Below are 21,207 nucleotides of genomic sequence, written 5' to 3' on the forward strand. Positions count from 1 at the left end.
TTTCTTTGCCCCTCCGTTCAATCGATTCCGCCGGTGGTCTCCACGTCCGTCTCGGCCTCCTGCTCGCCTTTGCGCGGCTCTCGTTCAACGTCTTCGCGCACCCTTCCGCCCTTGGGCGGCGGCGTCCAGCCACGCTCTGTCCGGTCATGGAATTCCGTGCGCATTCCCTTCATCGCGGCGTTGAGTTCCGCGTTGATCTGGCGCGCCCGGGCAACATACGCCTCGTTTTCCGTCGGATTTCTTTCCGGATCCCAGACACGGGCCAGTTCTTCCAGATGCGCACGGTCCTGCTTCACGTAGACCCGCGCCGCCTTCTCTACCTGAAAGGGATGATGGCCGAGCGCCAGCAGCGCATATTTCCCGGCGCGCACGGAACTGTCGAAGGTCTCTCTCACGATATCCCGCGCACCGGCGGCATAGAGCTCGAACGTGTGGATGCGATCATAAGCACGCGCAACGATCTTCACGTGCGGATGCTCGCGTGAGACGTGGCGCACCATCTCCACCGCCTTCTGCCTGTCGTCGAGCGAGACGACCAGAACCGACGCTTCCCGAATGCCCGCGGCCAGCAGCATCTCCGGGCGGCTCGGGTCACCGAAATACCCTTCAACTCCGAATTTGCGCAACCCGGCGACAAGATCATTGTGGTAATCGATGACGACCGTCTTGTGGCCCTGACTCAATAGGATGCGATTCACGATTTGGCCAAAGCGACCAAGCCCGGCAATGATAACGGTTCCGGTTTCCTGAATCTCGTCATCCTCCGGTATCTCAACCGTTATCCGGCGCGCGATAACGCGGTCATAGAAGATGAACAAGCCGGGCGTAAACAACATCGAAAGTGCAACGATCAGCAGCAGGCTTTCCGCGATCTCTCCCGGAATGACGCCGTTCTGAGTCGTGAAGCTGAGCAGAACGAACCCGAACTCCCCGGCCTGTGCCAGAGATAGCGCATACAGCCAGCGGGCCTGTCCCCGTATCCGGAACACGAACCCAAGACCGAACAGGATCACGAACTTCAAGGCCATCAACGCCAGCGTCAGCCCGAGAATGACGAAGAAATCCGCAAACAGAAGCGTGAAATTTATCCCGGCTCCAACCGTGATGAAGAAGAGGCCAAGCAGAAGGCCCTTGAACGGTTCGAGGTTGGCCTCGAGTTCGTGTTTGTACTCGCTGTTGGCCAGAACGACGCCGGCAAGAAAAGTCCCCAAGGCAGGCGACAGTCCGACAACCGTCATCAGCAACGCCACGCCGATGATCAGCAGCAGCGCCGCCGCCGTGAATATTTCCTGCAGTTTCGCATGAGCAATGAACCTGAACACCGGCCGGGTCAGATAGTGACCACCCAGAACGATGACAATGACGGAACCGAGGACGATCCCCGTCACCATCCATGCTGGCAAACCTTCCAGCAGATTCATGGAGCCGTGGCCATCTCCTTCGGCGCCGTGACCCGCATCTGCCTCAACCGTCCCGTGTTCGCCGACCACCATCGTCGGCCCTTCGCCGTGCGCCACCAGTTCCGGCAGCGCGAGAAGCGGGATCAGCGCCAACATGGGGATAACGGCAATGTCCTGACTCAGAAGGACCGAAAACGCGGAGCGGCCGCCCTCGCTGGAGGTCATACCCTTCTCCGTCAGGGTCTGCATCACGATGGCGGTGGAGGAAAGGGCCAGCACCAGGCCGATGGCAAGGCCGATGCTCCACGAAATGCCCAATGTCCATGCCAATGCCCAAACGGCCCCCGCCGTCAGCACGATCTGCAATCCACCCAGCCCGATCAGCCGGGTGCGCATGGCCCACAGGGCCCGCGGTTCCAGTTCAAGGCCAATCAGGAACAGCATCATCACCACGCCAAACTCCGCGTAGTGCTGCAAATCCTGCGTTTCGGCGCCGACCACGCCCAACAGCGGCCCGATGACGATTCCCGCAATCAGGTAGCCAAGCACGGAACCAAGGCCGAGACGGTTGGCCACGGGCACCGCAACGACGGCCGCCGCAAGGTAGATCGTCGCCTGCAACAGCAGGTTTTCCAAAACTCAGCTCTCCTCTTTCATCAGTGCGTCGATGTCAGCGTTGAGATGGCTGACCTTACCGGCAGCCTCGATATCCAGTCGGCCCTCCCGCAGCGCCGCCAGTACCTGCCGCCATTCGGCAACATGCGCACCTACGCGGCCTTCTTCCGCTGCCCGTCTTGCGCCATGCAGTACGAAGGGTGCGATGTAGCGCATGCCGCACAGCCGCGCCGTTTGCTCCAGCGGTGCCAGCAGTTCCCGGATCGTGAACCGGTTGTAGCCTTCCGTCGAATAGGCATCCTCCGGCCCCCCGGTCGTCAGACTGGCGAGAAAAACCTTTCCCCGCAAAGCCGTTCCGCCCTCGCCATAGGCGAACCCGTATTCGAGAACCAGATCCTGCCACTCTTTCAGAATGGCTGGTGTCGAATACCAGTACATCGGAAACATGAAGACGATGACATCGTGTTCCCGCAGGCGCGCCTGCTCCACGTCGATGTCAATGTCGGAAGTCGGATACTCGCCATAGAGATCGACGAAGGTAATATCGCTGATTCGTCGGGTTGCGCGCGCCAGCGGCCTGTTGACCTCTGATCTTTCGTGTGACGGGTGCGCATAGAGAACCAGAATGCGCCGCTCGACCGTCTTCATGCAATGAACCCCAATGTTTTTCCCATGCTACTGCGCGGTTGCGTCAGGGTCTACAGAGACACCTGTCGCAAAGGCAATATTTGCAAAAGAACATCCCGTGAACACCCTTTCCATCCGCCGGAATTGACGCTACATCTTGCGGATGAACGGCTGGGACATGGGTGAGGATGAAACCTTTGACAGGTGGGAAGGCGAAAGCCTGTCCGCCCGCGCGATGGCTGCGCGACCAACTCCCTACCTCGATGGGCTCAACCCCGCCCAGCGACAGGCAGTGGAAACACTGGACGGACCGGTTCTTGTCCTCGCTGGGGCCGGTACCGGCAAGACCCGCGCACTGACCACACGTATCGCGCATCTTCTCAACACCGGCCGCGCCCAACCCAACGAAATCCTCGCCGTCACCTTCACCAACAAGGCGGCGCGCGAGATGAAGGAGCGCATAGGCCACCACGTCGGCGGAATGATCGAGGGCATGCCATGGCTCGGCACCTTCCATTCCATCTGCGTCAAGCTGCTTCGCCGCCATGCCGAACTGGTGGACCTGAAGACTAATTTCACGATTCTCGACACCGATGATCAGATCCGCCTGCTCAAGCAGATCATCCAGGCTGAAGGCATCGACGACAAACGCTGGCCAGCCCGTATGCTGGCCAGTCTGATCGACGGCTGGAAAAACCGGTGCTGGACTCCGGAAAAGGTGCCCTCGTCGGAAGCTTCAGCCTTCAACCATAGGGGCACCGAACTTTTCGAGCAGTATCAGGAACGGTTGAAGGTGCTGAACGCCGTGGATTTCGGCGACTTGCTGCTGCATGTCGTCGAGATTTTCCAGAAACACGAAGACATTCTCGCGAAGTATCAGCGCTGGTTCCGCTACATCCTCGTCGATGAGTATCAGGACACCAACGTTGCCCAGTATCTCTGGCTGCGGTTACTGGCCGGCGGTCACAAGAACATCTGCTGCGTAGGCGACGACGATCAGTCGATATATGGCTGGCGCGGGGCCGAAGTCGGTAACATTCTTCGTTTCGAAAAGGACTTTCCCGGCGCCGAGGTAATCCGGCTGGAGCAGAATTACCGCTCCACGCCCCATATCCTCGCCGCCGCCTCCGGCGTGATCGCCGCCAACGAGTCCCGTCTCGGCAAGACCCTCTGGACGGATGCGAGCGACGGCGAGAAGGTCCGCCTCATCGGTCACTGGGACGGCGAGGAAGAGGCTCGGTGGATCGGCGAGGAAGTCGAGAGCATGCAGAACGGCACCCGCGGGCTCGACCCGATGGGACTCGACAACATGGCGATCCTCGTCCGCGCCAGCCACCAGATGCGCGCCTTCGAGGATCGATTCCTCACAATCGGCCTGCCCTACCGCGTGATCGGCGGCCCCCGCTTCTACGAACGGCTCGAGATTCGCGACGCGATGGCCTATTTTCGTGTCACCGTCAGTTCCGACGACGGCCTCGCCTTTGAGCGCATCGTCAACACTCCGAAACGCGGCCTCGGCGACAAGGCCCAACAGATGATCAACAAGGTGGCACGCGACAACGGCGTCGGCCCGCTGGAAGGCGCCCGGATCGTCGTGCGTGACAAGCTTCTGGCTGCCCGCGCGACCAATGCCCTACGCGAACTGATCGAAGGCTTCGACCGCTGGTCCGCGATGCTCACGGCCGGGCACGACCACGTGGAACTTGCCGAGATCATCCTCGATGAATCCGGCTACACGGATTTCTGGAAGAACGACAAGAGTCCCGAGGCACCGGGACGGCTGGAGAACCTCAAGGAACTCGTGAAGGCGCTGAACGAGTTCGAGAACATTCAGGGCTTTCTGGAGCACGTCTCCCTCGTGATGGACAACGGCCAGGAGCAGGAGGGCGAGAAAGTTTCGATCATGACGCTTCACGCTGCCAAGGGTCTCGAATTCCCTGCCGTCTTCCTGCCCGGCTGGGAAGACGGTCTCTTTCCGTCCCAGCGCTCAATGGACGAAAGCGGCCTCAAGGGCGTGGAGGAGGAACGCCGCCTCGCCTATGTCGGCATCACGCGGGCCGAAGAGGTCTGCACCATCAGTTTTGCTGCCAACCGGCGTGTCTACAACCAGTGGCAATCCTCCCTGCCTTCACGCTTCATCGACGAACTGCCAGCGGAGAATGTGGAAGTCCTCACGCCCCCCGGCCTCTATGGCGGCGGCTTCGGTGCGGCGGCCACGGCCGAAATTCCGGGCGTCATGCGCGGCTCCGGTCTGCAGGAGAAGGCGGCGAGAGCCGATGCCTACAATTCTCCCGGCTGGAAGCGAATGGCGGCAAGGGCCCAGCATCGCGGCACGCGACAGCCATCGGAAGCCCGCAACATGGTGATAGACATGGAGGCCGCTTCGCCATTCGAAATTGGCGAGCGGGTGTTCCATCAGAAGTTCGGTTATGGCCGGATCACGGATATCGAGGGCGACAAGGTAACGGTCGATTTCGAGAAGGCCGGCACCAAGCGCGTTGTTGCCAGCTACATCAGCGCCGAAGACCAGATCCCCTTCTGACAAAAAAGCCCGGTGCACGAGGCGCCGGGCTTTTTGGCAAGCATGTCTGCGAAATTACTGACCGTATACGCTCTCGTAAGCGATCGAATGCAGGTTTGCGTGGCTGAGGCCAAGATCGGCCAGTTCGCGTGCGGAAAGCTCGCGAAGTTCACGCAGCGTGCGTTTGTACAGCTTGTGCTGGGCATAACGCTCCTGCAGTACACGGAATGCGGCGGTTGCTTTTTCAGTGAAGGTGCCGTTGGCGGCAATGGTCTGGTTCAGATAAGCCATGTTCTTGGTCCTGCTCTCTTTGATTACTTGTAAACTGCGTCGCGTGCGACGGATTTGAGGTTGCCTGCGTCCATGTCGAGATCGAGGATCACGTCCAGCGGAGCGGCCTTGAGTGCCGCGTAGGTGCGGCGGTAACGCAGATATTTTTCAACTGCGTCCGATGCCCGGTGGAAGGCCACCGTGATCGGGAAAACTGTGCTGTGTGCGTCTGCATATGCCATTTGATAGTCCTCTTCATGTCTGAGGTCTTCTTCGCGGCCTCGGGGGGATGATCGTTTCTGTTGCACTGCAACTTACGCCTTATGTTAGCGCAATCAATGCACGGTTTGGAAAAGCCGCTATGCACAGAAAGCAAAGCTCGACGCGATTGTAATTAACTGTTTTTAAAGCAATCTTTTCATAGGCAGCATATAAAATCCGCCACAATTCATTCAATGTTGCGGCGCAATATACCAGTTTTCCGATATCGTTGTTCCACGGCAAGATCGGCGCAACCGTCTGGATTGAAACCGAAAATCGCCATCCAACCTCACCTTAACGTAAGGTCACATCGCGGGGGCGGCAATTGTGGCAAGGCGTGTTCAAATCACCGATGTTCGAAAAGGACCGTGCATCTCGGCGAACGGTCTCTCCTCAAGCGAAAAGTCCCGCCCGCTGTGACAGGGAGGCTTGATAATCCGATTCCACTCTTCCTAATGTGCGACATTCGAATCCTCAGGCCGGAAAGCGAATGATAAGAAAAGCGCCGGCGACAAGAGGATCGCGGAAAACCAACATGGGAGTTCTCGACATGAAACGCATTCTGCTGGCAACCGCCGCAGCCACCACCCTTGCAGGCGCGGCCCTGGCCGATGGCCATGCCGTCAAGGTCGGCGTCATCCTGGGCTTCACCGGACCAATTGAATCCCTGACACCGCAAATGGCCGACAGCGCGGAAATGGCGTTCAAGGAAATCTCCGACAGCGGCCTCCTGCTTGATGGCAAGGTGATTGAGACCGTCCGTGCCGACAGCACTTGTGTCGACGCCGCAGCCGCCAGCGCCGCCGCGGAACGACTGATCACCTCCGAAGGCGTTGTCGCGATCATGGGCGCGGATTGTTCCGGCGTGACGACCGCCATCGCCAACAACGTGGCGATCCCCAACGGCGTTGTCATGGTTTCGCCCTCCGCAACCTCGCCCGCCCTCTCCACCATTGAAGACAACGATCTGTTCTTCCGTACCGCCCCGTCAGATGCACGCCAGGGCGACGTTCTGGCGAATATCGTCATGGATCAGGGCATCGAAACGGTGGCCGTGACCTACACCAACAACGATTATGGCAAAGGCCTGTCGGACAGCTTCATCGCAGCCTACGAAGAACTGGGCGGCAACGTGGCTATCAACGCCCCGCATGAGGACGGCAAAGGCGACTACTCCGCCGAAGTCGGCGCGCTCGCCGCGGCCGGCGGCGATATTCTCGTCGTCCTGGGTTACGCAGATCAGGGCGGTGTCGGCATCATCCGTACCGCAGTCGACACCGGCGCATTCGAAACCTTCGCGTTGGGCGACGGCATGTATTCCGACAGCCTGATTGAGGCGATCGGCCCGGATCTCGAGGGCACAATCGGCTCCGTCCCTTGGTCCGAGGGTGAGGGCGCCGACGCCTTCATGTCTGCGGCAGAGGCCGCTGGCGTCAACGGCGACAGCTCATTCACCCGCGAAAGCTATGACGCGGCCGCGCTGATCGCCCTTGCCATGCAGAAGGGCGGCGCCGCGGATCGTGCATCCGTCGCGGCGAATCTTCTGGCCGTAGCCAATGCGCCCGGAGAGCCGATCCTGCCCGGCGAACTCGGCAAGGCGCTGCAGATCCTGAAAGACGGCGGTGATGTGGACTATGTCGGCGCGACCAATGTCGAACTGATCGGCCCGGGTGAAGCTGCTGGCACCTATCGCGAGTACATCGTGAAGGACGGCGCATACGAAACGGTTAAGTTCCGCTGAAACTTTTGAGAAAATGTCAGGAAGCCCGGCCTCGTGCCGGGCTTTTTGCAAGGGTACTACATGATCCGCGTTGACGATCTTCATATGCATTTCGGCGGTATCCGCGCGGTGGATGGCGCCTCGCTGGAGATAGCCGAGGGTTCCATCACCGGGCTGATCGGCCCAAACGGAGCCGGTAAGACCACGCTTTTCAACGTGATAGCTGGACACTACACGCCGACGTCCGGTCGGGTGCTGCTCGACGGCGACGATATCACCGGGCTTCCGCCGCATGTACTGTTCGGCAAGGGTCTTCTGCGGACCTTCCAAATCGCCCATGAATTCAGCACCTTGACCGTGCGCGAGAACCTGATGATGGTGCCCGACCACCAGCCCGGCGAGGCCCTTTGGAGTGCCTGGTTCCGCGCCGGCGACGTGGCCGAGCGGGAGCGGGAGGTGGCCACCAAGGCAGATGAAGTCATTGATTTTCTTGAAATTTCTCACGTCGCTGATGAGTTGGCGGGCAACCTGTCCGGCGGTCAGAAGAAACTGCTAGAGCTTGGCCGGACGATGATGGTCGACGCCAAGATTGTCTTTCTCGACGAGGTCGGCGCCGGTGTGAACCGGACCCTGCTGAACACCATTGGCGACGCGATCCTGCGGCTGAACCGCGAACGCGGCTACACATTTTGTATGATCGAACATGATATGGACTTCATATCGCGTCTCTGCGACCCGGTGATCTGTATGGCCGAGGGTACGGTTCTGGCGCAGGGCACGGCGGAAGAGGTCAAGAACGACGAACGGGTGATCGAGGCCTATCTCGGCACCGGGTTGAAGAACAAGCCTGCGAAGGCACCGGTGTGAAAGCTGGGTTCGGTATGGATTTGGTATGGTTTCGGTATGGCAACAGGGCGGGGCGTGATGAGTGATCCGTTCCTGATCGGCGAGGCGATGACCGGCGGTTACGGAGCAGCCGACATCCTGCATGACTGTACGCTGAGCGTGGAGAAAGGCGAGATCGCCGTCATCGTCGGCCCGAACGGCGCCGGCAAATCCACGGCGATGAAGGCCGTCTTCGGCATGTTGCCGCTGCGCAAGGGCGAGGTGCGGCTGGGCGGCAAGGCGATTACCAGCCTCAGCCCGCAGGAACGGGTACGCGCCGGCATGGGCTTCGTGCCGCAGACGGCGAACGTCTTCACCTCGATGACGGTGCGCGAGAACCTCGAAATGGGGGCGTTCATCCGCCAGGACGATTTTTCCGACACCATGGATCTGGTGTTCGACCTGTTCCCGATCCTCAAGGAAAAGGCCACCCAGCCGGCGGGCGAGCTTTCCGGCGGCCAGCGCCAGCAGGTGGCGGTGGGCCGCGCGCTGATGACCAAACCGAGCGTGCTGATGCTGGACGAGCCCACGGCCGGCGTTTCGCCCATTGTGATGGACGAGCTGTTCGACAAGATCCTCGAAGTGGCCGCCACCGGTATCGCCATCCTGATGGTAGAGCAGAACGCCAAACAGGCGCTGAACATCGCCGACAAGGGCTTCGTGCTGGTTCAGGGGCGGAACCGCTTCACGAATACGGGTGAGGCGCTGCTGGCGGATCCGGAAGTGAGGAGGAGCTTCCTCGGTGGATAAGAAAGGCGAAGGACGCTCCGAGCATTTGTCCGACAAAGATCATGCGTTAGGACTCGCAAGGCTGGCAGACCAGTACTTGCTTGCAGCACACGGCACGCTGGGCCACTTTCGGATGCGGCTCGGCAATGAAAGCTCCCACCCTCTTTTTCACCTGCTCGGTCAGTCCGTGGAACTGAGAGCCAAAAGCCTGCTGGTAGCGTCAGGATACGCTGACTTCTCCAAGCTCGGCCACAACTTGGCAGAACTGCACAAGAAGTGTGCCGCCCTGACCGGTTGCGAAGAACTTGTGTCTCTCGACAAGGAAGCTCTCAAGTCTCTTGCCGTTTTCCATGCCAAGCACGTTGGTCGCTACGGTGCGGTGGACAGAAAAACTGGAACACCATTTGAGTTTGAGCTTGGTGGGTTCGACACATACAAGCCGATAGCCAACACATATCTGAGCCTTGCCTGCTCTAAAACGGGGCATGAAGTTTCATGGTAACAGGGTCGATGAGCAAAATTGCACTCGTGCATACAATCACGATGGAGGGCATCGCCCGGACCGAGGGGTGGGCGGAATCGCCCGCCCCGTGGGGGCGGTTCGGGCGATGCCCGGCGGAGCCGGGCGGGTCTCGTTTCCACGGAGGTTCGACATGACCGACATCCTGAACGCCCTCGTCCTCTTCGCCAATTTCGTGTTCGTCCCCGGCCTTGCCTACGGCTCCCAGCTTGCTCTCGGCGCACTCGGCGTCACGCTGATCTACGCCGTACTGCGCTTCTCCAACTTCGCGCACGGTGATCTGATGGCCTTCGGGGCGATGTGCGTGATCCTCGTGACCTGGTGGTTCCAAAGCATGGGCATCTCGGCCGGTGTCTTTCCCACAGCGCTGCTGGCGCTGCCATTCGGCATCCTCGGCGCCGTCGCGCTGTCGCTCATCTTCGACCGCACCGTCTATCGCTTCTACCGCGCCCAGCGGGCGCCGCCGGTGGTGTTTGTCATCGCGTCCGTGGGTGTCATGTTCATGATCAACGGGCTTACACGGCTGATCATCGGCCCTGACGACCAGCGCTTTGCCGATGGCGCGCGTTTCATCATCCGCGCTCCCGAGTTCAAGGAGATGACGGGGCTGGCCGAAGGCCTCGCTCTGCGTTCCACACAGGCCATTACCGTTCTGGTGGCCATCGCCGTCATGATCGCGCTGTTCTGGTTCCTCAACCGCTCGCGCATGGGCAAGGCGATGCGGGCCTATGCCGACAACGAGGATCTGGCCCTCCTCTCCGGCATCAACCCTGACCGGGTGGTGCTTTATACCTGGATCATCGCGGCCGCTCTGGCGACCATCGCCGGCACGCTCTACGGGCTCGACAAGAGCTTCAAGCCCTTCACCTATTTCCAGCTTCTCCTGCCGATCTTTGCTGCCGCCATCGTCGGCGGTATCGGCAATCCGCTGGGCGCCATCGCCGGCGGTTTCGTCATCGCCTTTTCAGAGGTGACGGTGACCTATGCCTACAGAAAATTCGTCGACTACCTCGTGCCGGGGTGGGAGCCGGACGGCCTGCTGCAGCTGTTGTCCACCGACTACAAGTTCGCCGTCTCCTTCGTCATCCTTGTCGTGGTGCTGCTGATCCGGCCGACCGGCCTGTTCCGGGGGAAAGTGATATGAGGACGGCGATACTCTATGGCGCGATGGCGCTGGCGATCCTGCTTGTCGGCCTGTTCCAGAGCTGGAGCGTGGCGCTGGCGATCCTGAACATGAGCATCATCTCCGCCGTCATGGCGCTGGGCGTGAACATCCAGTGGGGCTATGCCGGGCTGTTCAACGTCGGCATCATGGGATTCGCGGCGCTGGGCGGAGTGGCGACGGTGCTGGTGTCCATGCCGCCGGTGGGCGGCGCATGGGCCGCGGGCGGTGGGCGGATGCTGCTTGCCGGTGTCGCCGTGGCCGCTGTGATCGGCGGAATCGTCTGGTTGCGCAGGGTGCTGAGCGGGCGCTGGCGCCTATGGGCGACAGTGGCCGCAGCCATTGGCGGCTACGTCCTGATCCGGGTGATTTACGATCCTGCGGTAGACGCAATCGAGGCGGTGGACCCGGCCGCAACCGGGTACCTCGGTGGCCTCGGCCTGCCAGTGGTGCTGAGCTGGCTGGTGGGCGGGCTGTTCGCCGCCGGCGCGGCCTGGGTGGTCGGCAAGATCAGTCTCGGTCTGCGATCGGATTACCTGGCGATCGCGACGCTCGGAATATCCGAAATCCTGATCGCGATGATGAAGAACGAGGATTGGCTGACCCGCGGCGTAAAGAACGTCACCGGCCTGCCGAGGCCGGTGCCCTACGAAGTGAACCTGCAGAAGACCGAATGGTTTCTGGACCTGGCCGCGCGGCTCGGGCAGGACCCGGTTCTGTTCTCCGGCAATTTCGTAAAACTTTGCTACGCGATCTTGTTCTCGCTGGTGCTGTTGGCGCTCTACTGGCTATCGCAGCGGGCGTTGCACAGCCCCTGGGGGCGGATGATGCGGGCGATCCGCGACAACCGCGACGCGGCCGAGGCGATGGGCAAGGACGTAACCGGCCGACACCTGCAGGTGTTCGTGCTCGGCTCCGCCGTTGTCGGCATCGCCGGGGCGATGCTGGTGACACTGGACGGACAGTTCACGCCGGGCACCTACAACCCGCTGCGCTACACGTTCTTGATCTGGGTGATGGTGATCGTCGGCGGCTCCGGCAACAATCGCGGTGCTATCCTAGGCGGTTTCCTCGTCTGGTTCCTGTGGATCGAGGTCGAAACCGCCGGGCCGATGCTGATGCGGGCGCTGACGTCCGGCATGGATCCGACGTCGCCCGTCGCGTCACATCTGCTGGACGCTGCGCCACATATGCGCCTGTTCCTGATGGGGCTGATGCTGCTGCTGGTACTGCGCTTCGCTCCACGCGGGCTGATACCGGAGCGGACGGGGCGCTGACGGGGATGGGCGCAGCCGCCTCTGGTCGCTGCGACCTTTGCCGGTGCGAACAAGCGCCTTGCCGCCAACAGCGCCCGAGGGACGACTTTTCCGTTCAGCGATACCGGATTTCCCACTATCATCGGCACGTTGCAACGATGCCGGGCCATTCCCCATGCGGTTCATCTGCCTTGCCTTCATTCTCCTGCTGGCCGCCTGTGGCAGCAGCCCGGCCAGCCGCGGCGCCGACACGCCGCTCTATCCGAACGAAAGCCCGCAACTGCGCGCGCACATCGTCGCCGCCGCCACCCGCAACGACGTTCCGATAGACTTGGTGCAGCGCGTGATCCTGCGCGAAAGCTCCCACCGCCCGGAAGCCCGCAACGGCCCCTATTTCGGCCTCATGCAGATCCACCCGCAAACGGCCCGAACAATGGGCTACCGCGGCGCGCCCTCCGGCCTGCTCGATGCGGAAACCAACCTCCGCTACGCCGTAAAATACCTGCGCGGCGCATGGCTTCTCTCCGGCGGCAGCTACGACAAGGCGGTCGGCTGGTATTCGCGGGGGTATTATTACGAGGCAAAACGACGAGGGATGCTGGAGGAAACGGGGCTGCGGTAAGCCCTGGCCATTGGGGGGCGCCACCCTGCCGGCATCTTCTTCTTGCGGCTGTTCGCTTTCAGCCTCAGCCACCGTCGTATCAGCCAACAAAAAAGGGGCCGCCCGAAGGCGACCCCCTGTAACTTGCAAAGGACCGGCGTGATTACATCATGCCGCCCATGCCGCCCATGTCGGGCATGCCGCCGCCGGCACCGCCCTGGCCCTTCGGCTCGGGCTTGTCGGCAACCATGGCTTCCGTCGTGATCAGGAGGCCGGCCACGGAGGCCGCGTCTTCCAGAGCCGTACGGACAACCTTGGCCGGGTCGATCACGCCGAACTTGAACATGTCGCCATATTCTTCGGTCTGCGCGTTAAACCCGAAGGTCAGGTCGCCGCTTTCGCGGATCTTGCCGGCGACTACAGCACCGTCAACACCTGCGTTCTCTGCGATCTGGCGCAGCGGCGATTCAAGCGACTTGCGCACGATCGCGATACCGGCCGTCTGGTCGGCATTTGCACCCTCAAGGCCTTCGAGTGCCTTGGCAGCCTGAACGAGGGCGACACCGCCGCCAACAACGATACCTTCCTGAACCGCGGCACGTGTCGCGTTCAGTGCATCATCGACACGGTCCTTGCGCTCTTTCACTTCCACTTCCGTGGAGCCGCCTACGCGGATAACGGCAACACCACCGGCCAGTTTCGCCAGACGCTCCTGCAGTTTCTCGCGGTCGTAGTCGGAGGTCGTTTCCTCGATCTGCGCGCGGATCTGCGAAACGCGTGCCTCGATCTCGGATTTTTCGCCCGCACCGTCAACGATCGTCGTCTCATCCTTGGTGATGGAGACTTTCTTGGCGGAACCCAGCATGTCCATGCCGACGTTCTCGAGCTTCATGCCGAGATCTTCGGAGATGACCTGGCCACCCGTGAGGATCGCGATGTCCTGCAGCATGGCTTTCCGGCGGTCGCCGAAGCCCGGTGCCTTCACAGCTGCGATCTTCAGGCCGCCGCGCAGCTTGTTGACCACGAGCGTCGCGAGGGCTTCACCATCGACATCTTCCGCGATGATCAGCAGCGGCTTGCCGGACTGGATCACGGTTTCAAGCAGCGGAACCATCGGCTGCAGGGAAGAGAGTTTCTTCTCGTGCAGCAGGATGACGGCATCGTCGAGTTCCGTCGTCATCTTGTCGGGGTTGGTGATGAAGTAAGGCGAGAGGTAGCCGCGGTCGAACTGCATACCTTCGACGACATCGGTCTCGGTTTCGAGGCCCTTGTTCTCTTCGACGGTGATCACACCCTCGTTGCCGACTTTCTGCATCGCATCCGCAATCTGGCGGCCGATCTCGGATTCGCCGTTTGCGGAGATCGTGCCGACCTGCGCAACTTCTTCCGTACCGGAAACGGCGCGGGAGGAGTTTTTGATCGACTCGACGGCCTTGGCGACGGCGAGGTCGATGCCGCGCTTCAGATCCATCGGGTTCATGCCGGCTGCAACGGACTTCATGCCTTCTTTCACGATGGAATGGGCAAGAACCGTGGCAGTCGTGGTGCCGTCGCCGGCGGTGTCGTTCGTACGGGAAGCAACTTCACGCACCATCTGTGCGCCCATGTTCTCGAACTTGTCTTCCAGTTCGATTTCCTTGGCAACCGATACACCGTCCTTGGTGATGCGCGGCGCGCCGAAGGATTTGTCGAGAACCACGTTGCGGCCCTTGGGGCCGAGCGTGACGCGCACGGCATTTGCCAGCGTGTCGATGCCCTTGAGCATCTTGTTGCGGGCATCTGTGTTAAACTTGACGTCTTTAGCGGACATATAGGTGTCTCCCAGAATTCAGGTGTGAGGTTCAGGCGGCCTTGACGGCAGCGGAGCCATCGAGAATGCCCAGAATGTCGCTTTCTTTCATGATCAGCAGGTCTTCACCGTCGATCTTGATCTCGGTGCCGGACCATTTGCCGAAGAGGATGCGGTCACCCACGTTGACATCCATGGAGATGCGGTCACCGTCCTCGTCACGTGCGCCTGCGCCCACGGCGATGATTTCGCCTTCGGCCGGCTTTTCTTTTGCGGAATCGGGAATAATCAGCCCGCCTGCTGTCTTCTCTTCGCCTTCGATGCGGCGCACCAGCACACGGTCATGCAGAGGTGTGAATTTCATGTCGGATCGCTCCCTTTGCGTCTCAAACGTCTTTGCGGGGCCTTGCCCCGTTAGCACTCACCTATGGAGAGTGATAACGCGCTGTATTTAGGAAGGGGGAACGAAACTGTCAACAACCCCGGAGGCTGTTCCACGGCAATTTCCGAAAGATTCGTTTCCGCGCGCCCCGTCTAGCAATCCTGCCGGAGGAATGCATCGGCAATAATATTCCAACGCCGACAAAACCGGGGGAAAAAGCCTTGGGGGAATCTCCGGGCCGGGGTTACGCTTTTCGGCAGGAGCCCTTTGAGCCAGGACTATTGATGCAGAATTTTTTCCGCGGCCTGATCGCCGCTGCCGTCATTGCCCTTCCCGCGGGCACATTGGCACAGGAATGCGAAGGCCAGAACATACTGGAGGCGCGCCCCGCCGAATATCTCGCCCGCCTGGACGAGGCCGCAGACAAACAGCCCTTTCCCACGGGCCGTTTCTTTCAGGTCTCGCGCGGGGAAGCCAGTTCCATCCTGTTCGGAACCATCCACCTGCCGGACCCGGACGTCGCCATAATCCCACCAAGGCTGGAAATGGAGATCCGCCGGGCCGACCGTGTGTTCATCGAACTCACCGAGTTCGAGGAGCAGAGGATGCAGCGCGAACTCATGACGACGCCCGCCCTCATCCGCAACAGCGAGGGGCGGCGGATCAGCGATCTGCTTTCCGGCGGCGAGATGGAGGCGCTGGCAATGGCGCTCTCTTCGCGCGGCCTCACCCCCCCGGTGTTCGACCGGCTGGAACCATGGTTCCTGAACCTCATGGTCGCGATGCCGAAATGCGTCGCCGTACAGCAGGCCAAGGGCGAGCCGATTCTCGACCGGCTGATCGAAGCTTCCGCCCGCCGTGCCGAAATTCCCGTGGAGGGGTTGGAAGCCTATGACGATGTCCTCGGCATCCTCTCCGGCGGCGATTACGAGGATCAGGTCGCCTACCTGATGATGTCGCTGCCGCTGCTGGAGCACGCGCCAGACGCGATGGAGGTCACCAAGCAGCTCTACCTTGCCGGCGACATCGTCAAGATCTGGGAATTCAGCCGGATGGAGGCGGAGCGCCTCTACGATTCGGACGAAGTTGACGAGATATTCAGCGAATCCTACGAACAGCTCGTCACCGTCAGGAACCGTAACTGGATGGACACCCTGCTGCCCGCGCTCGACGATGGCGGTGCCGTCGTCGCCGTCGGCGCCCTGCATCTCGGTGGCACCTCCGGCCTGCTCGCAATGCTGGAGAACGAGGGCTTCGAAGTCTCCGCTATTTCGGAATAGGCTGGCCGCGCTGCCGCAGTGCCGTTACATCCGGCAACAAAGCCAAACCCGGTGTGCGCCGCGCGCCCAACCAATCGGACATCCTGAATGACCCCTATCATCTCCTCGCTCTCCGAGATCGGCCACCGCTACGACGTTCTGTTCTGCGACCTGTGGGGTTGCTTTCACAACGGCGTCACGGTCTTCCCCGACGCCGTCGCCGCTCTTCAGTCGTTCCGGCAATCTGGCGGAACTGTCGTGCTCGTCACGAACTCGCCCCGCCCCCGCGCTTCCGTCGCAAGCCAGATCGCGGACATGGGCGCGCCGGACGACAGCTACGACGCCATCGCGTCTTCCGGTGATGCCGCCCAGTCGGCAATGGCCGCCGGCCACTACGGGCGCAAGGTCTTTCACATCGGGCCGGAACGGGACCTGCCCTTCTTCACTGACGAAACGGGCACGCCCTATGACATAGAGCGGGTTCCGCTGGAGGAAGCCGAAGGTATCGTTTGCACCGGCCTGTTCGACGACCGCACGGAAACGCCGGACGATTACCGCCTGATCATCGCTACCGGCGTCAATCGCGGGCTCAAAATGCTTTGCGCCAACCCCGACGTCATCGTCGATGTCGGCGACCAGCGCATCTATTGTGCCGGCGCTATCGCCGAGGCTTACGCCGCAGCCGGCGGCACCGCCCACTACTACGGCAAACCTCACGCCCCGATCTATCAGCTTGCCCGCCTCCGGGCCGAACAGGCCCGAGGCGAGGAAATTCGCGACCAGAACATTCTCTGCATCGGCGACGGCATCCAGACCGACGTGAAAGGCGCCGTCGGCGAGGGGCTCGACGTGCTGTTCATCGCCGGTGGTCTTGCTGCCGAGGAGACCGGTATGTCCGACGGCACGCCGGACGCATCCAGGACGGAGGCCTATCTCGCCGAGGCCCGGCTGACAGCGACGGCGGCCATGGGCTTCCTTCGCTGATGCGCCTTGCCACAGCCCTCGTGACGCTGGCACTAGCCGCCACACCCGGCCTCGCCCAGATCGCGGACCGTGCCCTGTGCGAGCCGGAAACCATCGTGCGGGACGAGAACCTCCTGCCGCCCGAACTCTGGGAAGAGGTGGCGGAGCGGGGCGCGGCCATCCCGAACGGCACAGGCAGGCTCTGGCGCATCACGACGGGCGAAGGTGCCGTCTCCCACCTCTGGGGCACTATGCACAGCCCAGACCCGCGCATCTCCAACCCGCCCCCCATCCTGCGCGACTTGATCGCCACAGCTGACACGGTGATGCTCGAATACATTGCCGCCGACATTTCCCAGCATCAGGCGGAGGCTCAACTTGCCCCGCCGGATTATTCGGCGCTTACCCCCAACAATCTATTCGACACCATGCCTGCGGAGGCCGCGACGGGCCTCGCCATGCGCCTCCGCCAATTGGGTTACGCCGAAGGCCATGCCACAGCCCTCGACCCCAGTTTTCTGCTCTTTGTGCTTCTCGGCCACCCCTGCACAGACAGGCTGACAATGGCGGGCTACCCGATTCAGGACACTCGCATCGAACTTCTCGGCGCCGACGCCGGGGCCGCACTCATCGCCCTCGATCCGCCGGATCTGCTGACATCTTATGCGCATGATCCGCAATGGACCGAAGAATTTGCCGCCACCGTCACCCTTTTCGCTCTCTGGCAACTGGAACAGTCAGGTGTGGCCACCGCCTATGATTACTACCTCTCCGGTCGCATCGGCGAGATGCTGGCCTTCGACACCGTCCATACTGCCAGCATATTTCCCAACATCGACGTTGCGGGACTGACCCTCCGGTCCGACGGCTTCATTCTCGGCCACCGCAACGAGAACATGGCAAAGCGAGCCCTGCCCGTCCTGCGACGTGGCAACGCCGTACTGGCCGCCGGTGCCTTCCATTTGCCGGGCGACTCGGGATTGGTCGAGATCCTTCGCAGGCACGGTTTCACCGTCGAGAGGGTTCGGGTACCCGGTGAAGCACCCTGACAACGACGATGCGATTTTTTTATCGCGCAACGAAATTAGTATTTAGAGACAATATAAGAAACTTTCTTGCCTTCCCGCTCCCGTCGCGTTAAGTGTACCGCACCGCACAATGATCCGGAGCCGGAGGCCGTGATGCTCGACCAGAACCGCCACAACCACCCAACGGGCACGATCTGTATCGAGGATCTTTCCATTGGCCTCTCCCGTTCCCTCTCCAAGGAGATCACTGATCGCGATATCGAGCTGTTCGCCGAGATTTCGACAGATCACAACCCGGTCCACCTCGACGATGACTATGCCGAAGACACCATTTTCGGCGGCCGCATCGCCCACGGAATGCTGACCGCGTCCCTGATTTCCGCCGTGATCGGCGAGCAATTGCCCGGTCACGGCACCGTGTACCTCGGCCAGAACCTGCGGTTCATGGCACCCGTCCGCCCCGGTGATCGGGTGACGGCAGAGGTCACGGTGCGGGAAATTGACTACGCCAAGCGCCGTGTGTCCCTTGATTGCCGTTGCACCGTGGGCGATACCGTGGTTCTGAAAGGCGACGCGCTGGTTCTCGCGCCCAGCGCCAAGTTTGACTGAAAGCGGCCCCTCGCGGCCCGAGCTATGGGCCCATGCACCGCCACAAGGATCCCTACTCCCTCGCCCCGGCCCATAAAGGCGCTTCCGTCGCCATGGGCAATTTTGACGGCGTTCACCGCGGCCATCGCACGGTAATCGACCTCGCGCTTGCCCATGGCGGCGGCGCGCCGCTCGGCATCGTGACGTTCGAGCCCCATCCCCGCAGCTTCTTCGCCGCCGGTGCGCCGCCCTTTCGGCTGATGAACGCCGATACCCGCGCCCACCGGCTGGAGAAGATCGGCGTGCAGGAACTCTATGAAATTCCGTTCGACGCCACCCTCTCCAGCCTCTCGGCAGAGGAATTTGTCGACCGGGTGCTGGTGGAGGCACTGGGCATCGCCCATGTCGTCGTCGGAGCCGATTTCTGCTTCGGCAAGGGCCGCTCCGGCACCGCGCAAATGCTGGCGGAAATGGGCGCAGCCAGGGGCTTCGGCGTTACCATCGCGCCCCTCGTCACCGAGGACGCCCAGGCGATCTCCTCAACCGCCATCCGCAAGGCGCTGACGGACGGTCGGCCCGAGGACGCGGCGGCGATGCTCGGCCATTGGCACCGCATCGACGGCCCGGTGATCCACGGCGCCAAACGCGGCCGCGATCTCGGATTCCCCACGGCCAACCTCGCGGTCGAAGATCTGCACCTTCCACGCTTCGGCGTCTATGCGGTGCTGTTTGATGTCCTCGATGGGCCGCACAAGGGCAGCTACCAGGGCGCGGCGTCAATCGGCAGCCGGCCGATGTTCGGCGAGAACCGCCCGAATCTCGAAACCTACGTTCTCGATTTCAAGGGCGATCTCTATGGCGCGGAGGTTTCCGTGGCCCTCGTCAGTTTCGAACGACCGGAAATGAAATTCGACAGTCTCGACGCGCTCGTCGCCCAGATGAAGCGCGATGTCGATGCCTGCCGCACCAGCCTCGCACCCCATTTCGGCAGGCCCTAGCGCGAAGCGATTAACGGGACGTCAATCCTCAGTCGCGGATTTCCCCTGCCCCGACACCCCAGATCTCCCCCTTGGCGATCCAGCCGCGGTAACCTCCGGCCTTCACCTCGCACCAGGCCGGCACGCATTTGCCCAGCCGGGCGACAACGCCCAACTCCGCCCGCGCCAACACCTCGGCACTGTCCGCCGGGCCGCGGCGCAGTGCGGCCTGATCCTCGGTTACGGTCACGAATCGCGCCCCCGACAGCAGGGCGTAGTGCACCCAGCCGCTCGCCCCGTCCTGATCACGGATCCGCCGCCAGTGGCCATATTCTGCGGTAATCTGCACCGGCAGGTGCCGCCGCTGGAAAACCCAGTCGATCCGATGCTCGGTCGATGGCCCGCGCCGCGCGTTGGCCTCCGCCGCCTTGATGGAAACATAGCGCGGCATCGGCAGCTTGGTCACCGGCCCGAAAGCCTGTTCACCGGCCTGCCCGGACACCGCCAAAAAGGTAGCGGCCACGGCCGCCATGAAGCCCTTCAGAAATCTCACGCCCTACCTCATTGTCGGGGTGCAATTATCTTGCGCACCCTCTATCTTTTCGCGAAGACCATATCCCACCCGATGCCTTCGGGGGAAGCGAGGGAAGATGCCAGGCAAGAATTTAAGGGTGGTTGTGACCAGAAAGCTACCGGAACCGGTGGAAACCCGCCTGCAGGAACTGTTCGACACCCGGCTCGCCGCCGACGACGCGCCCATGAACCGCGATGCCCTGGCGGAAGCCATGGCCTCCGCCGACGTCATCGTCCCCACCCTCGGAGACAGGATCGACGCGGGCCTCCTGGGCCAGGCGGGCGAGAACCTCAAGCTCGTCGCCAACTACGGGGCCGGCTTTGACCACATCGACGTTGCCACCGCCCTGTCCCGCGGCATCATGGTTTCCAACACCCCCGGTGTGCTGGCCGAGGATACCGCCGACATGGCGATGGCACTGATCCTCGGTGTGCCCCGCCGCCTGAAAGAAGGCGCCGCCCTCATCCAGTCCGGGGAATGGGAGGGTTGGGCGCCCACGGCCCTCATGGGCCACCGTATTTCCGGCAAACGCCTCGGCATTCTCGGCATGGGCCGCATCGGACAGGCCATCGCCCGCCGGGCCCGTGGTTTCGGCCTGCAAATTCACTACCACAACCGCACCCGCCTGCGGACAGAGACCGAGGAGTCGCTGGAAGCAACGTGGTGGGAAAGCCTCGACCAGATGCTGGCCCGCGTGGACATTCTCTCCGTTTCCGTGCCGCATACCCCTTCCACCTTCCACCTGCTGAACGCGCGGCGGCTGAAGCTGATGAAACCCACGGCCTATGTCGTCAACACCTCTCGCGGCGAGGTGATCGACGAGAACGCCCTCACCCGCCAGCTTCGCGCCGGTGAACTCGCAGGCGCGGGCCTCGACGTGTTCGAGAACGGCCATGACATCAATCCCCGCCTCAAGGATCTGGAAAATGTCCTGCTGTTGCCGCACATGGGCTCGGCCACGGAGGAGGGTCGCCTGGAAATGGGCGAGAAGGTGATTATCAACATCAAGACATTTTGCGATGGGCATCGCCCTCCGGACCTCGTGGTTCCCGCGATGCTCTGAAAGCCACTTGCCAGAAT

The 21,207-nt window shown here is 61.8% G+C and carries 21 protein-coding genes; 14 read left to right on the top strand and 7 right to left on the bottom strand.

Features of this window, described 5'->3' with window-relative positions; translation table 11 throughout:
* Positions 1-17: 17 nt before the first annotated feature.
* A complete protein-coding gene (locus tag GO499_RS12190) occupies positions 18-2,036 on the bottom strand; it encodes a cation:proton antiporter domain-containing protein (protein ID WP_161862437.1) in 2,019 nt (672 codons plus the stop codon).
* A 3-nt stretch (positions 2,037-2,039) separates the two neighbouring features.
* Complete coding sequence (locus GO499_RS12195; protein WP_161862438.1) at positions 2,040-2,663, bottom strand: NAD(P)H-dependent oxidoreductase; 624 nt, start codon at positions 2,661-2,663, stop codon at positions 2,040-2,042.
* A 157-nt stretch (positions 2,664-2,820) separates the two neighbouring features.
* On the opposite strand from GO499_RS12195, the gene GO499_RS12200 reads away from it, so the two are divergent.
* Positions 2,821-5,184 (top strand): ATP-dependent helicase, encoded by a 2,364-nt coding sequence (locus GO499_RS12200; RefSeq protein ID WP_431309899.1) that lies wholly within the window; start codon positions 2,821-2,823, stop codon positions 5,182-5,184.
* Positions 5,185-5,238: 54 nt separating this feature from the next.
* Here the strand turns inward: GO499_RS12200 and GO499_RS12205 are convergent, their stop codons facing one another.
* Together GO499_RS12205 and GO499_RS12210 are read right to left on the bottom strand one after the other, a co-directional pair.
* On the bottom strand, positions 5,239-5,454 hold the full coding sequence (locus tag GO499_RS12205) for a DUF1127 domain-containing protein (protein ID WP_161862440.1): 216 nt from the start codon (positions 5,452-5,454) through the stop codon (positions 5,239-5,241).
* 23 nt (positions 5,455-5,477) lie between these two features.
* Positions 5,478-5,675 carry a hypothetical protein gene (locus GO499_RS12210; RefSeq protein WP_161862441.1) on the bottom strand — a complete coding sequence of 66 codons (198 nt, stop codon included), beginning with the start codon at positions 5,673-5,675 and terminating at the stop codon, positions 5,478-5,480.
* Positions 5,676-6,244: 569 nt separating this feature from the next.
* Here GO499_RS12210 and GO499_RS12215 point away from each other — a divergent pair.
* From GO499_RS12215 to GO499_RS12245, 7 genes are all read left to right on the top strand, one after another.
* On the top strand, positions 6,245-7,435 hold the full coding sequence (locus tag GO499_RS12215; protein WP_161862442.1) for an ABC transporter substrate-binding protein: 1,191 nt from the start codon (positions 6,245-6,247) through the stop codon (positions 7,433-7,435).
* A 60-nt stretch (positions 7,436-7,495) separates the two neighbouring features.
* Complete coding sequence (locus tag GO499_RS12220) at positions 7,496-8,281, top strand: ABC transporter ATP-binding protein (protein WP_161862443.1); 786 nt, start codon at positions 7,496-7,498, stop codon at positions 8,279-8,281.
* Between the two features lie 57 nt (positions 8,282-8,338).
* The gene (locus GO499_RS12225; protein ID WP_161862444.1) at positions 8,339-9,049 is read left to right on the top strand and encodes an ABC transporter ATP-binding protein; all 711 of its coding nucleotides are present in this window, start codon (positions 8,339-8,341) and stop codon (positions 9,047-9,049) included.
* A complete protein-coding gene (locus tag GO499_RS12230) occupies positions 9,042-9,530 on the top strand; it encodes a hypothetical protein (RefSeq protein WP_161862445.1) in 489 nt (162 codons plus the stop codon). Before GO499_RS12225 ends, GO499_RS12230 begins: the two co-directional genes overlap by 8 nt.
* 151 nt (positions 9,531-9,681) lie before the next feature.
* Entirely contained in the window at positions 9,682-10,692 is a 1,011-nt protein-coding gene (locus GO499_RS12235; RefSeq protein ID WP_161862446.1) for a branched-chain amino acid ABC transporter permease, read from the top strand.
* The gene (locus tag GO499_RS12240; protein WP_161862447.1) at positions 10,689-11,987 is read left to right on the top strand and encodes a branched-chain amino acid ABC transporter permease; all 1,299 of its coding nucleotides are present in this window, start codon (positions 10,689-10,691) and stop codon (positions 11,985-11,987) included. The genes GO499_RS12235 and GO499_RS12240 overlap by 4 nt, the downstream gene beginning before the upstream one ends.
* 154 nt (positions 11,988-12,141) lie before the next feature.
* On the top strand, positions 12,142-12,588 hold the full coding sequence (locus tag GO499_RS12245) for a lytic transglycosylase domain-containing protein (RefSeq protein ID WP_161862448.1): 447 nt from the start codon (positions 12,142-12,144) through the stop codon (positions 12,586-12,588).
* A gap of 142 nt (positions 12,589-12,730) precedes the next feature.
* On the opposite strand, the gene groL is transcribed toward GO499_RS12245, so the two are convergent.
* Both groL and GO499_RS12255 read right to left on the bottom strand, forming a co-directional pair.
* Positions 12,731-14,377 (bottom strand): chaperonin GroEL, encoded by a 1,647-nt coding sequence (groL, locus tag GO499_RS12250; RefSeq protein ID WP_161862449.1) that lies wholly within the window; start codon positions 14,375-14,377, stop codon positions 12,731-12,733.
* Between the two features lie 31 nt (positions 14,378-14,408).
* Positions 14,409-14,720 (bottom strand): co-chaperone GroES, encoded by a 312-nt coding sequence (locus GO499_RS12255; protein WP_161862450.1) that lies wholly within the window; start codon positions 14,718-14,720, stop codon positions 14,409-14,411.
* A gap of 302 nt (positions 14,721-15,022) precedes the next feature.
* On the opposite strand from GO499_RS12255, the gene GO499_RS12260 reads away from it, so the two are divergent.
* The 5 genes from GO499_RS12260 to GO499_RS12280 all read left to right on the top strand — a co-directional run bounded on the left by GO499_RS12260 (position 15,023) and on the right by GO499_RS12280 (position 19,574).
* Positions 15,023-16,018 (top strand): TraB/GumN family protein, encoded by a 996-nt coding sequence (locus GO499_RS12260; protein WP_161862451.1) that lies wholly within the window; start codon positions 15,023-15,025, stop codon positions 16,016-16,018.
* An 87-nt stretch (positions 16,019-16,105) separates the two neighbouring features.
* Positions 16,106-16,981 (top strand): TIGR01459 family HAD-type hydrolase, encoded by an 876-nt coding sequence (locus tag GO499_RS12265; protein WP_161862452.1) that lies wholly within the window; start codon positions 16,106-16,108, stop codon positions 16,979-16,981.
* Entirely contained in the window at positions 16,981-18,009 is a 1,029-nt protein-coding gene (locus GO499_RS12270) for a TraB/GumN family protein (protein WP_161862453.1), read from the top strand. Before GO499_RS12265 ends, GO499_RS12270 begins: the two co-directional genes overlap by 1 nt.
* A 132-nt stretch (positions 18,010-18,141) precedes the next feature.
* Positions 18,142-18,597, top strand: coding sequence for a MaoC family dehydratase (locus GO499_RS12275; RefSeq protein WP_161862454.1), 456 nt, complete (start codon positions 18,142-18,144; stop codon positions 18,595-18,597).
* Positions 18,598-18,629: 32 nt separating this feature from the next.
* A complete protein-coding gene (locus tag GO499_RS12280; RefSeq protein ID WP_161862455.1) occupies positions 18,630-19,574 on the top strand; it encodes a bifunctional riboflavin kinase/FAD synthetase in 945 nt (314 codons plus the stop codon).
* Between the two features lie 28 nt (positions 19,575-19,602).
* On the opposite strand, the gene GO499_RS12285 is transcribed toward GO499_RS12280, so the two are convergent.
* Positions 19,603-20,085 carry an SH3 domain-containing protein gene (locus tag GO499_RS12285; RefSeq protein WP_161863960.1) on the bottom strand — a complete coding sequence of 161 codons (483 nt, stop codon included), beginning with the start codon at positions 20,083-20,085 and terminating at the stop codon, positions 19,603-19,605.
* Positions 20,086-20,203: 118 nt separating this feature from the next.
* Here GO499_RS12285 and GO499_RS12290 point away from each other — a divergent pair, with 118 nt between their 5' ends.
* The gene (locus GO499_RS12290; RefSeq protein ID WP_161862456.1) at positions 20,204-21,190 is read left to right on the top strand and encodes a 2-hydroxyacid dehydrogenase; all 987 of its coding nucleotides are present in this window, start codon (positions 20,204-20,206) and stop codon (positions 21,188-21,190) included.
* Positions 21,191-21,207: the final 17 nt, after the last annotated feature.

Source organism: Algicella marina (genome assembly GCF_009931615.1).
GTDB lineage: Bacteria > Pseudomonadota > Alphaproteobacteria > Rhodobacterales > Rhodobacteraceae > Algicella > Algicella marina.

Bases quoted from the DNA above. Each gene is read 5' to 3' on its own strand.
- GO499_RS12195 (WP_161862438.1), bottom strand. From the start codon at position 2,663: ATGAAGACGGTCGAGCGGCGCATTCTGGTTCTCTATGCGCACCCGTCA.
- GO499_RS12200 (WP_431309899.1), top strand. From the start codon at position 2,821: ATGGGTGAGGATGAAACCTTTGACAGGTGGGAAGGCGAAAGCCTGTCC.
- GO499_RS12205 (WP_161862440.1), bottom strand. From the start codon at position 5,454: ATGGCTTATCTGAACCAGACCATTGCCGCCAACGGCACCTTCACTGAA.
- GO499_RS12210 (WP_161862441.1), bottom strand. From the start codon at position 5,675: ATGGCATATGCAGACGCACACAGCACAGTTTTCCCGATCACGGTGGCC.
- GO499_RS12215 (WP_161862442.1), top strand. From the start codon at position 6,245: ATGAAACGCATTCTGCTGGCAACCGCCGCAGCCACCACCCTTGCAGGC.
- GO499_RS12220 (WP_161862443.1), top strand. From the start codon at position 7,496: ATGATCCGCGTTGACGATCTTCATATGCATTTCGGCGGTATCCGCGCG.
- GO499_RS12225 (WP_161862444.1), top strand. From the start codon at position 8,339: ATGAGTGATCCGTTCCTGATCGGCGAGGCGATGACCGGCGGTTACGGA.
- GO499_RS12235 (WP_161862446.1), top strand. From the start codon at position 9,682: ATGACCGACATCCTGAACGCCCTCGTCCTCTTCGCCAATTTCGTGTTC.
- GO499_RS12240 (WP_161862447.1), top strand. From the start codon at position 10,689: ATGAGGACGGCGATACTCTATGGCGCGATGGCGCTGGCGATCCTGCTT.
- GO499_RS12245 (WP_161862448.1), top strand. From the start codon at position 12,142: ATGCGGTTCATCTGCCTTGCCTTCATTCTCCTGCTGGCCGCCTGTGGC.
- groL (WP_161862449.1), bottom strand. From the start codon at position 14,377: ATGTCCGCTAAAGACGTCAAGTTTAACACAGATGCCCGCAACAAGATG.
- GO499_RS12255 (WP_161862450.1), bottom strand. From the start codon at position 14,720: ATGAAATTCACACCTCTGCATGACCGTGTGCTGGTGCGCCGCATCGAA.
- GO499_RS12260 (WP_161862451.1), top strand. From the start codon at position 15,023: ATGCAGAATTTTTTCCGCGGCCTGATCGCCGCTGCCGTCATTGCCCTT.
- GO499_RS12265 (WP_161862452.1), top strand. From the start codon at position 16,106: ATGACCCCTATCATCTCCTCGCTCTCCGAGATCGGCCACCGCTACGAC.
- GO499_RS12270 (WP_161862453.1), top strand. From the start codon at position 16,981: ATGCGCCTTGCCACAGCCCTCGTGACGCTGGCACTAGCCGCCACACCC.
- GO499_RS12275 (WP_161862454.1), top strand. From the start codon at position 18,142: ATGCTCGACCAGAACCGCCACAACCACCCAACGGGCACGATCTGTATC.
- GO499_RS12280 (WP_161862455.1), top strand. From the start codon at position 18,630: ATGCACCGCCACAAGGATCCCTACTCCCTCGCCCCGGCCCATAAAGGC.
- GO499_RS12285 (WP_161863960.1), bottom strand. From the start codon at position 20,085: ATGGCGGCCGTGGCCGCTACCTTTTTGGCGGTGTCCGGGCAGGCCGGT.
- GO499_RS12290 (WP_161862456.1), top strand. From the start codon at position 20,204: ATGCCAGGCAAGAATTTAAGGGTGGTTGTGACCAGAAAGCTACCGGAA.